Consider the following 12,157-nt stretch of genomic DNA (forward strand, 5'->3'; position numbering starts at 1 on the left):
CAGGACAGTTGTTATGTGGTTAACCCGAATTAGTGTGAAATATCCTGTTTTCACCATCATGATGATGTTCTGTCTGATGGTGCTAGGACTCGCTTCTTGGCAACGTATGGGTGTTGAAGAGTTTCCTGATGTCGACTTCCCTTTTGTTGTTGTCTACACCAACTATCCGGGTGCTTCTCCTGAGTCTGTCGAATCTGAAATCACCAAGAAACTTGAAGATCAGATCAATACCATTTCAGGCCTCAAGCAAGTCATTTCACAGTCCAGTGAAGGTTTATCCACGGTCATTGTCGAATTTAATCTAGATGTCTCGTCCTCTGTAGCTGCACAGGATATTCGAGATAAAATTGCACCAGTAACCGCACAATTTCGTGATGAAATTGATGACCCGATTGTAGAACGTTATGACCCTACTGCCAGTGCAATTATGTCGATTGTTTTTGAATCGAAGGACATGTCTTTACGTGATTTGAGTTCCTATCTGAATCAACGGATTGTGCCACAGCTTAGAACGGTTCCCGGTGTCGGTACGGTCAATTTATTGGGTGATGCGCAGCGTCAAATTCGAATACAAGTAAATCCGCAAAAATTACAAAGTTTCGGGATTGGGATCGATCAAGTTATAAACACCCTAAAATCTGAAAATATTGAAGTTCCAGGAGGAACTTTAAAACAAAAGAACTCAGAATTGGTGGTCGAAATTAAATCTCGGGTTATTCACCCAAACTCATTCGGTGATTTAGTGGTTGCCAATAAAAATGGCGCGCCGATTTATCTCAAACAAATTGCCGAGATAGAAGATAGCCAAGCTGAAATGGAGTCGAGTGCTTATCTGAATGGTAAAACAGCCGTCGCTGTCGACATTCTGAGAAGTTCGGACTCTAATGTAATTGAGGTGGTTGATAATACCCGTAAAACCTTAAGTAAAATCCAACAGCAATTGCCAAAAGGCACGACCGCAGAAATTGTGGTTGATTCTTCAAAAGGTATTCGTGGCAGCATTAAAGACGTGGCACGTACGATTATTGAAGGTGCAGTACTTGCGGTACTCATTGTATTGTTATTTCTCGGCTCATTTCGTTCGACAGCCATTACAGGTTTAACCCTACCGATTTCGCTACTAGGTACCCTCACCTTTGTTTGGATTTTTGGTTTTACCATCAATATGATGACCCTACTGGCTCTCTCACTAAGTATCGGTCTACTCATTGATGATGCCATTGTAGTACGCGAAAATATTGTCCGCCATGCCGATATGGGCAAGGACCACGTCACCGCTGCACTCGACGGCACAAAAGAAATTGGTTTAGCCGTATTGGCCACAACATTGACCATTGTCGCGGTATTTTTACCTGTGGCATTTATGGGCGGCATTATTGGGCGTTTCTTCTATCAATTTGGTGTAACCGTCAGTACCGCTGTACTGATTTCAATGTTTGTGAGTTTCACCCTTGACCCCATGTTGTCTGCTCACTGGGCAGAGCGCCAAGATCCAAATAAAAAGCCGGGTAAAATCAAACGTTTTTTTAACTGGATTTCGGGCAAGCTCGACAACCTAAGCCATCATTATGAAAAATTACTCAAGCTTGCTTTAAAATTTAGGCTCATTACCCTTTTAATCGCCGTCGCGTCTTTATTTGGCGCATTAGCTTTATCCAAACTGATCGGAACTGAATTTGTACCCGTACCAGACAAAGGTGAAATTCGGATCAAATTTGAAACACCAGTTGATGCAACCCTTGAATATTCGCAGGCTAAGCTTAAGCAAGTTGATCGTATCATTCGCCAACATCCAGAAGTCAAAGCCACTTATGGTGCAATTAATAGTGCCACTGATCGGGGTAAAAACCATGCTAGCATTCGTGTCACTGTTTCACCACGTACGGAGCGTAGTCAAACCCTAACAGATCTCAACAATGAATTCCGTACCCGCTTAAAACATATAGCAGGTATTACTATTACCTCGATTGCCTCAGCCGATGAAACAGTATCGGGCGGCCAAAAGCCGGTAATGATCTCGATTAAAGGACCAGACTTAGATGAGTTACAACGCATTTCTGACCGCTTCATGAAAGAAATTTCGAAAGTCGACGGTATTGTCGACTTAGAAAGCTCACTCAAAGAACCTAAACCGACCTTAGGTGTACATATCAATCGCGTTTTAGCCAGTGATTTAGGTTTATCCGTCAATCAAATCGCCAATGTATTACGCCCTCTTCTTGCGGGGGATAATGTAACAACGTGGAAGGATGATAAAGGCGAAACCTATGATGTAAATTTAAGACTCACTGAAGATCAGCGTCGACTGCCAACTGACATTCAAAGCATGTACATCACATCACAAAAAACCGATGCTGCAGGCTTACCTATTTTAGTTCCATTGGCAAGTGTGGCAAGCTTTGAAGAAACACTTGGTGCTTCACAAATTAACCGTCGTGATCTGGCACGTGAAGTGATGGTTGAAGCCAACACAGCAGGACGTCCTGCGGGTGATATTGGTGCCGAAATCAATGAGATAGAGAAAAACTTCGACTTGCCACCAGGTTATAGTTTTGTCACGCAAGGTGCCAATAAAGATATGGCTGAGTCTGCGGGTTATGCAATGACAGCGATTACCCTCTCTATTGTATTTATTTATATTGTTTTGGGTTCACAATTTAATAGCTTCATTCACCCTGCAGCCATTATGGCTTCATTGCCCTTATCATTGATTGGGGTTTTCTTAGCCCTATTCTTATTTAATTCAACCATGAACCTCTTTTCCATTATCGGGATTATTATGCTCATGGGCTTGGTGACAAAGAACGCAATTCTACTCATCGACTTTATTAAAAAAGCCATGGATCATGGTGTAGATCGTTATGAAGCGATTATTGAAGCAGGTAAAACCCGTTTACGTCCCATTTTAATGACTACCAGTGCAATGGTGATGGGTATGGTTCCGCTTGCACTTGGTTTAGGTGAAGGCGGTGAACAAAGTGCACCAATGGCACATGCCGTGATTGGCGGGGTGATTACCTCTACCCTACTAACACTTGTGGTTGTGCCGGTGATTTTTACCTATTTGGATGATTTCCGAAACTTCCTTGCACGTCAGGCCCAAAAAATCATGTCATAATGACAAAATCTAAAATGAGGTGACTTTGGAAAATGTTCACCTCATTTTTTATTGTATACTCTCCACTTTAACGCTTAATTATTTAGGACAGTTTCCATGCGCGCGAGTCGCTTTTTATTTGCAACGTTAAGAGAAACCCCAAACGATGCTGAAGTTATTTCACATCAGCTTATGCTTCGTGCCGGGATGATTCGTAAATTGGCTTCAGGTTTATACACTTGGCTGCCGATGGGCGTTCGCGTATTAAATAAAGTTGAAGCGATTATCCGCGAAGAGATGGATCGTGCTGGTTCACTTCAAGTCCTGATGCCTGTCACTCAACCTGCATCTTTATGGGAAGAATCAGGTCGTTTCGTACAATATGGTCCAGAACTTTTACGTTTTAAAGACCGTCATAACAATGACTTTGTACTTGGCCCTACACATGAAGAAGTGATTACAGATCTTGCTCGCAATGAGTTGAAAAGTTATAAGCAATTGCCTGCAAACTTCTACCAAGTACAAACCAAATTCCGTGACGAAATCCGCCCTCGTTTCGGTGTGATGCGTTCACGTGAATTCATCATGAAAGATGCCTATTCTTTCCATGTTGACCAAGCTTCTTTACAAGAAACCTATGACAAGATGTATGCAGCTTACTGCAAGATTTTCACGCGTTTAGGTTTAAATTTCCGTCCAGTTCAAGCGGATACAGGTTCAATTGGTGGTTCTGGTTCACACGAATTCCACGTCCTTGCGTCTAGCGGCGAAGATGACATCGCATTCTCTACAGAGTCAGATTATGCTGCTAACGTAGAAATGGCGGAAGCAGTATTAGTAGGTGAACGTGCTGCTCCGACTAAAGCACTTGAGATTGTTGATACACCAAATCAAAAAACCATTGCTGAGGTTTCTGAATTCCTTAAATCAGACCCTACTCAATCTGTCAAAGCATTATTGGTTCAAGGTGTTGCTGAAGAAGGTAAAGCTGCACCAGTGGTTGCCTTATTCCTACGTGGTGACCATGAACTGAATGAAATTAAAGCAGAAAAACACCCATTAATTGCTGCTCCATTAACTTTTGCAACTGAAGCACAATTAGCTGACTTAGGCTTAACTGCTGGTTTCTGTGGCCCTCAAGGCTTAACCGAAAAAGGCATTACCGTTATTGTTGACCGTGCAGCGTCTGTACTTTCAGACTTTGTTGCTGGTGCAAACCAAGTTGATAAACATGCTGTAGGTGTAAACTGGGAACGTGATGCACAATACACCGAAGTTTATGACCTGCGTAATGTTGTTGAAGGTGACCCTTCTCCAGATGGTCGAGGTACAATCTTGATTAAACGTGGTATCGAAGTTGGTCATATCTTCCAGTTGGGTCAAAAATACTCTGAAGCGCTTGGCTGTAAAGTTTTAGGTGAAGATGGCAAACCTCTCGTTGTGACTATGGGTTGCTACGGTATTGGTGTAACCCGTGTTGTTGCTTCTGCAATTGAACAAAACTTCGATGACAAAGGGATTATCTGGCCATCTGCAATTGCTCCTTTCGAAGTTGCTATTGTGCCCATGAATGCACATAAGTCACCGCGTACAATGGAAGCTGCTGAAGCACTGTATGCAGAATTAACTGCTGCTGGTTATGATGTGCTTCTTGATGATCGTAATGAACGTCCGGGTGTTAAATTCTCTGATATCGAGTTAACAGGTATTCCACACCGTATTGTCATTGGCGAGAAAGGTTTGGATGCTGGTACATTTGAGTACAAAGGTCGCCGTGATGAAGAATCAAGCAACTTAAGTAAAGAAGACCTTTTAGCGAAACTTGCAAAATAATTTGCGCTAAACATAAAAAATCCCGCTAGGTGCGGGATTTTTTATGTCAAATATTTTAAGCCTTAACAGAATTTCAGCCCCCCGAAGCAGTTAGAACGAAACTCCTGTCCAGAAAGTTTCAAATTGGTTAATGGGAAATCAATTAATGACGGGTTTTTAATCTCTTTAACATCCAAAGCCGAACCTGCAACACAACCAAAAAGTAAATCTCCACAGTTACGAACATTGGTACTTAAGTCATGGTTAATTCCGGCGATCGTTTGTTTCAATACTTCATCCGTGATCGCCACTTTATCTGATGGTGTAATACTGCCCAAATCAACTTCATCTTCCATCGCCAGCCACCACCCTCTTTCTGCTGCGACTGCAGCACCAGGCCAGAGTATTTTTTGAGCTTGTAAAGATAGCGAAGCAGGGTTATTTAAATATAGTGCGTGAATCAAACCTAAACTTTGATTTACCGTAATATCGGTTTTTAGCCCAGTAAGATACCCCGTCACATCTTTATTCAAATTAATGTTTAAACCGAGTAGAGAGATTTGAGCTACTAATGGACCACTAAAATCTAGACGATCAACAGTTCCTGTACCCTTTAACTGTACATCTGTCATTCGATTACCACTTACAACAGTAGCTGGAATCGTAAAAGGAGCTGTGGTTGATTTTAAATTAAAGGAATAATTATCTGATTTGTAGTGAAGCGGTAGATCAACTTCTGCACCAAATAATGTCCCCTTAACTGCTCCTTCAATATATTGCTGCGTAGAAGCATAGTCCATCACACGCTCGGCAGTTGTTGCAACACCCGCAGATGCTTTGGTTTTCATATAACCACTAAAGGTATTGATACCATTGGGTGTATTGCTATTTTCTGTACCTAATGTCATTAATCCAGAAATTTTTTCAGCGCTCAAACGAAAGCCCATCACTTCACGTGTTGCCGCTGATTTCGGATCTTTAATTGCAATTTCGATAAAAGGATTGGTCAGCAAAGCTGAAGTTGCCGCACGTTCATCCGACGTATAATTGCTATTTGCAGGCAAGCCACTCAGTGAAATATGATCAATATCAATATCACAAGCACCTGAGCCATTTGCACCACCACAACCCAATTGGAGCTTTTTAATATTGGCATTGAGCTCCATTTCAGCTTCCAAACCAAGTTTATAAAAGCCAACTTTGGATTGGTCAACGGCTTGTCCACTCTCATCCACAGAATTATACCCCTGCGTATATTCCATGGAGAGTAAAGCTTGACCATCAACTTTTGATAAGCTTTCATCATCTAAAGCCATCATTGCATGAGATAAGCTACTCATCGCAAATGTCGAGAATATCAAACCTCTGATTAACTTCTTTTTCATAACAAATTCCCTGTTCGTTATTTTATTTATTTGTTATTGATTTAATTTTACTAGCGTGGAGTAATCCCCATCGTACTTCGCATTGTTCCACCGGTTAGGGCAATATCCGCCATCTTTTGCATATTGCCATTCGTTAACATCGAAACTTCTGCACGAAACGCTTTAGACATATTATTGGTTGGATTGAATTTTACCTGATTATCAAACTCTACCGAATCTTGTTTCATTTTAATTCGAGCATCAAAGCCTAGATCGCCCTGCATTTTATTAATATTGATACTTGAAGCTGAAACGACACCGCTGGCATTTACATCTTCATTCATCAAACTTAAATAGCTTCCCATAACTTTTTGATCTTTCTTTTCAGCATCAGTTAATGCTTTAAATTCAAAGCTTCCACGGAAAGATAAATAATTATTTTCTGCAGTGTCATTTAGACCCGGTACTATAAATAGCTCACCTTTACCATCAAGTTTAAACGCAATATTCGTCAACACATCATCACGTTTAGAGAAATTATCTAAAGGTACTATAGTCCCACATTTGGCAGAAGCTGTAGTCGCACAGTTATAGGTTGAACCCGGCAGTTGACCAATCGCTAACTCGGCATTGGCTGCAATCAATAAATTATCTGCACGTACATAGATGCCATCATTTTCATAGCCAATCACACCATCAGATTGAATAAGTGCATTGATGTTTCTTAAGCCTGCATAATAATTGACTTCTTGACCATTAATACCTTTTTTACCATCAATCAAAATAATGGATGTTGTACTTGGCGTTCCTGTTTTTTTATCAACACCATAACCATCTGTGCTCATCACAAGGTTATAGCCAATACCTGATTTTTCAGCCGCATTTTTATAACTGTATTTTTTCTCTGATAATGCAACGTTGGCATTCATATTATAAATCGGGATACCAATCCCCCAACTGTTGTCATTACTTGCAATTGCAGCAATTGAGTTATCCGAAATAAATCGTGCGGTACGCGCGATGGACTGAAAATCCATACCACGAATCGCCACTAGTGCAAAATTTCCGCCCGTCGTTTGATTTGACAAGTTTTGGGTTAAAACATTATTGGTTAAACCTAATGTTGCTTTTAATTTATCATTTACCAGAAAATCAAGGCTTTTTGCTTGAATGGTATTGATATAAATATCGCCAAAATCAATATAGGCATTTTTATCAGCAACTAAAGACGTTAAATTAGAAAATTCAATGGCATAACTACCAATACCCGTATGGCCAATTTCTAAGGTTGTCGGTGCTTGACCTGCAACAAGGCTAGGATCATCCTTTGAAGTGAAATCCGCGCGCACACCTAAATGTAAACCACCTGAACCAACGGACTCATATCCAGAAGCCTTCGTTGCTAGACCAAAATCTTTAATTCCTTCTTGATTGGCATTTAAGGCAACTCGTGCATTAGTAACAGCACCCGATGCTCCCATACGAATTAAATTGCGCTGTGCACCACCATCGGTACCGTAGCGTAGATCGATATTAACGCCAGGGTTTGTGGCATCGCTACGTGAGCTATGTACATCTGAAGTGTCCTTGACCCGCCCCAAATTGACCGTATGGTCTTTGCTCCCTGTAGATTTTGTAGTGAGAACAATGCCTTCATCAGCAGCCACATACATATAACCTGAACCCGCAAAGTTAAAGTTAAAGTCCTTTAAGGTTACGCTATGTCCATTCATACCATGACTAATACTGGCATTTTGCAATTGAAATTCCATATACGCCGTATCATTACGGTTAAATAGACCATTGCTGGTTTCAAGTAATACTTTTAAAGGTGAAGATGTTGCAATCGTAAGTGAACCTAAATTTTGTGTAGGCGTTTGGCACGTTGCACCTTGACACAGCAACATAATATTTTGTGCAACAGCCGTAAATGGGCTGACACTCGCAGCTATACGCATGCCTACACCAGCATCCGTAGTCCCGACATCAAAATCTAATTTTGATGTAATGGTGCTTTGCCCAACGCCATCTATTTGCACATTGTGCAAACCCATTTTCATCTTATTTTGGTCGGTTGGGTCAACCCAATTTAACTGATCAACTTTGACTCTAGAAACTTCATGGGTAATCGAAATACCATCTTGGCCAGTAACTGCACCCAAGCTTTCATCGGTCATCGCTTCAAAAGCATAGGCATGTTGAGCAAGTAAAATACTGGTTGCGAGTGCCGTTAAAGTTGCTATTTTTTTCATCACAATATCCTTATATTCAGTCACAGCTGATTAACAGCGACCTGCACCATTTCCAGTGCAGTTAAAACTGAAGATGTTTAACTTTCCACTCATGTGCATGTTGCCATGCACATTAACACCCATAAATCCTTGTTCTGAACCACGATCAAAATCAGGCACTGCTAAAGTTGAAGTTGTTCCATCAGCTTTCTTTTCGGTATAGGTCGTATAAGTACTGGTATTTTCATAACCTTCCTTACCTGTCGTCCCTGTTTCCACCGCCAACGTAGCAAAACCTAAATTTCTAATTTTTAATGGCTTATCATCATAAAATGTCAACTGCATAGCCGTTTGTGGATTACCTTCACGATTGATAATCGTCACACCATCTAGTGAAAATTGATCGATCTGTAACGTTCCTTGAAACTGTTTAAACACCAACCATTTCTTATTACCATTTGCATCCACATGATTATTGGGTGCAAGTGCTAAGCGACAAAATTCATTGGATGAACATTGATATCCATAAAAAGCTTGAGTCGTTTTACCATTCGCATCCATGATTGATATGTTGTTTTTTGACATATCATTGGCGTATTGATGGTTTAATGAAAGTGTCCAACTGAGATCAGCACCGCCTTGACCGGTTGCAGCAGTGAGTTCGGTATTATCCATAGACACTAAGCCTGCATGAGTTTGTGTCAGTGCAGCACAAACAACAGCGCATAAAATTTTATACATGTAATTTCTCCTACAGCCCTGTTGTTCTTATTTTTAAGTGCTGAATCAATACGCCATCTATGGCAACAGATCCTAAATTCGTGCTTTGTCCATTGACACCTTTAAAGACCACACCTGTCGCCGTATCCGTACTTTTTGCATTCAGCAGATTACCAGGCAAGCGCTCTACTGTACCGATTGCAATACTACTATGTGTTGCATTACGCCCTTGATATAGTGCTGTCGCATCTGAAGAGTTTGCTTTTAACTCCGTACCACAACTATAGACGTTACAGGTTGAACCTTTAAAGTCAGCAGCGGTTAAACCCGATGTACCTGTGGTATTACCCGGGATATCCGTATAGTAGGTATAAATTTTACTGTAAATAGAAGGCACATTTGGAATACGAGTTACTTCCAGAATAATATTTCGACCTTCTGAACCCACAATAAAGGGCTGATACATATTTCCTAAAACTAAATTGATATTTGGGCTATATAAATATAGACCTTCAGTTTCATGAAAGATTGGAGCTGCAGATCGATCCATCGCTGGTGTCGCTGCAGTACCATCATCCAGTTCGGAGCGTGCAGCTGTACTGATACGCATACCGCGAGCATCCAAATCACCGTCATTGATACTCAGTGACTCAGCACGATCATTGGTATTAATACGAATTAAACTGGCTAAACCTAAAGTTTGGTTATAGTTGGTATTTGTTGATTTTAGGGTTTGAAAAATTCGAACTTGTGAACCATTAAAACTCAGACCATTCGCAACAACTTGAGTCCGTAATCGATAATCTTTATCTAAGCCACTGGTGGGCGCTCCTGTAATCGGATCGACGACATTACTTGAATTTAAAGACCGTGAAAATACATCCATCCACAAACCAAGCTTGATGTTGTTAGATGCATCATCTGCCGCAATTTTCTTTAATGGTGCCTCAATCGCTAAGTAACCAACATTCCCCTTATTATCTTTCGCAAATTGTTCAACATCTTGATTCCCCGCATGGAAAAGCCATGGGTTTTCTGCTGTACCCCAATTAAATCCTTGGTCTGTATAGCGCGTTGCTAATGAACTTTTTCCATTTTTATCTTTGCTATTGGACAGGGCTAAGCCATATATAAATACATCTGCTTTCGATCTGAGACTCGATACGGTCGCAGTCGAAGCAATTTGTTTTGCTGTAATTTCAGCATTTTTCTTCACGGTTGCTAATGCTGCATCGCTTGCCTTTTGAGCTTCAAGCTTGGCATAGTCCGTTGCCAACTGATTGAGGGTTTCTGCAGCTTTGGCATTCAACTGAGCATTTTTTGTTGTATCTATAATATTTGAACGTGTAATTTTTCCTGAGACATAATTTTTATAAAAAGTCGAAGTGGTTGGCAAGTTACCCGTACTATTGTTACCGTATAGTAACTCAATCATCTCATAGGTATTTTTTAAAGCGGCAGCTTGAGACTTTTCTTTTAAGAACGGTGTAATTGATTCTTTCGTTGTGCCATCGTTTTCAAAAGATAAGCCAGCCGATGAACCATCATAATAATCTGCATAACGCTGATCGTAATATGCCTTCATCGTTGGTGATTCAAGATAAGACTGTACTAATCGGCCACGATATTCTGTTGAATATGTTGCTATGGTTTCATTGGTAATACGTGTAGCATTATTGGTCTCATAGGTGCTTTTAGAACTTAAGAAAGTGGAGTCATAAACACCGTTATAGCCCGTAACTCGGCCTTGCTGATAGGCATCAACATATGCAGCTTTATAGATTTTATCGTAAGCACGCTGGCCTAATTGTTCATAGTTTTCACCTGTAGGAATAATCCGAATAAAACCTGTATCGCTTTTCCCTGGATCAACCATACCTGACGCATAACTAGAAGCTGTAGAACGGTCATTTGGGCCTTGAAAGACCATTTTGAAATTTTCTAAAGTGAGTGCAACACCTTCACCCGTTGTGGCTGAAAGTGCTTCATCTGATAAATCTTGAAGCGCATAAACAGATGGTGCAGCGAACATGCTGACTGCGGCTGCTAAGCAACTCTGGCGGAATAACTTAGCCTGGGTGAATTGAGTCATCTCGACCTTCCTTTTATCAGATGCTCTGCATCTCTCTTATATTTATTCCTGAGAACTGGCTTTGATGTTATTGTCCATTTATTCCTTAAATGGAGACTTGTGATAGACCAGTCACTTAACTTTTTATTATGCTGAATAATTACTCAATTGCAAAAACTTCCCCACCGAATGGTCTATTTTCCGATGAATGACCCAACAAAAAAGCGGGCTAATTCGCCCGCTTTTTTAAACTCAATCCGAAGGATTAAGCTTTCGGTAATGTCACACCGGTTTGACCTTGGTATTTACCACCACGGTCTTTATAAGAGGTTTCACACACTTCATCTGATTCGAAGAACAACATTTGTGCGACACCTTCACCCGCGTATATACGTGCAGGTAAGTTGGTTGTATTCGAAAATTCTAAAGTCACGTGACCTTCCCACTCTGGTTCAAGAGGCGTCACATTGACAATAATACCGCAGCGCGCATAGGTTGATTTACCCAAACAAACGGTTAACACATTACGGGGAATACGGAAATATTCGACTGTCCGTGCCAGTGCAAACGAGTTCGGCGGAATGATACAAACGTCTGATTCGATATCAATAAAGCTTTTATCGTCAAAGTTTTTAGGGTCAACAATTGCTGAATGAACATTGGTAAAGACTTTAAATTCACGAGCACAGCGCACGTCATAACCATAGCTCGACACGCCATACGAAATAAGCTTTTCGCCATTTTCATCATAACGGACTTGGTTTTCTGCATACGGTTCAATCATGCCGTGTTTTTCGCTCATTTCGCGAATCCAACGATCAGACTTAATAGCCATTTATCTCTATCCAAAAACTTAAATCAA

Annotated in this window: 7 protein-coding genes; 2 read left to right on the forward strand and 5 right to left on the reverse strand. The window is 40.8% G+C overall.

The genetic code is table 11. The features are described 5' to 3' along the window. Window positions 1-13: 13 nt before the first annotated feature. Together FTU13_RS02405 and FTU13_RS02410 are read left to right on the forward strand one after the other, a co-directional pair. Window positions 14-3,118 (forward strand): efflux RND transporter permease subunit, encoded by a 3,105-nt coding sequence (locus FTU13_RS02405; RefSeq protein WP_180126225.1) that lies wholly within the window; start codon window positions 14-16, stop codon window positions 3,116-3,118. Window positions 3,119-3,214: 96 nt separating this feature from the next. Next, window positions 3,215-4,930, forward strand: a complete 1,716-nt coding sequence (locus FTU13_RS02410) for a proline--tRNA ligase (protein ID WP_180023163.1) — start codon at window positions 3,215-3,217, stop codon at window positions 4,928-4,930. A gap of 62 nt (window positions 4,931-4,992) precedes the next feature. Here FTU13_RS02410 and FTU13_RS02415 read toward each other — a convergent pair whose 3' ends face one another. From FTU13_RS02415 to dcd, 5 genes are all read right to left on the reverse strand, one after another. Continuing rightward, entirely contained in the window at window positions 4,993-6,294 is a 1,302-nt protein-coding gene (locus FTU13_RS02415) for a hypothetical protein (RefSeq protein ID WP_180126223.1), read from the reverse strand. Window positions 6,295-6,344: 50 nt separating this feature from the next. Next, window positions 6,345-8,525 carry a DUF6160 family protein gene (locus FTU13_RS02420; RefSeq protein WP_180126221.1) on the reverse strand — a complete coding sequence of 727 codons (2,181 nt, stop codon included), beginning with the start codon at window positions 8,523-8,525 and terminating at the stop codon, window positions 6,345-6,347. Window positions 8,526-8,555: 30 nt separating this feature from the next. Then, window positions 8,556-9,245, reverse strand: a complete 690-nt coding sequence (locus FTU13_RS02425) for a hypothetical protein (protein WP_067764582.1) — start codon at window positions 9,243-9,245, stop codon at window positions 8,556-8,558. Between the two features lie 10 nt (window positions 9,246-9,255). Then, window positions 9,256-11,316 (reverse strand): hypothetical protein, encoded by a 2,061-nt coding sequence (locus tag FTU13_RS02430; RefSeq protein ID WP_180126219.1) that lies wholly within the window; start codon window positions 11,314-11,316, stop codon window positions 9,256-9,258. Between the two features lie 244 nt (window positions 11,317-11,560). After that, window positions 11,561-12,130 carry a dCTP deaminase gene (dcd, locus tag FTU13_RS02435; RefSeq protein ID WP_005008040.1) on the reverse strand — a complete coding sequence of 190 codons (570 nt, stop codon included), beginning with the start codon at window positions 12,128-12,130 and terminating at the stop codon, window positions 11,561-11,563. Window positions 12,131-12,157: the final 27 nt, after the last annotated feature.

The sequence above is a fragment of the Acinetobacter sp. YH12064 genome, assembly GCF_013419735.1.
GTDB lineage: Bacteria > Pseudomonadota > Gammaproteobacteria > Pseudomonadales > Moraxellaceae > Acinetobacter > Acinetobacter amyesii.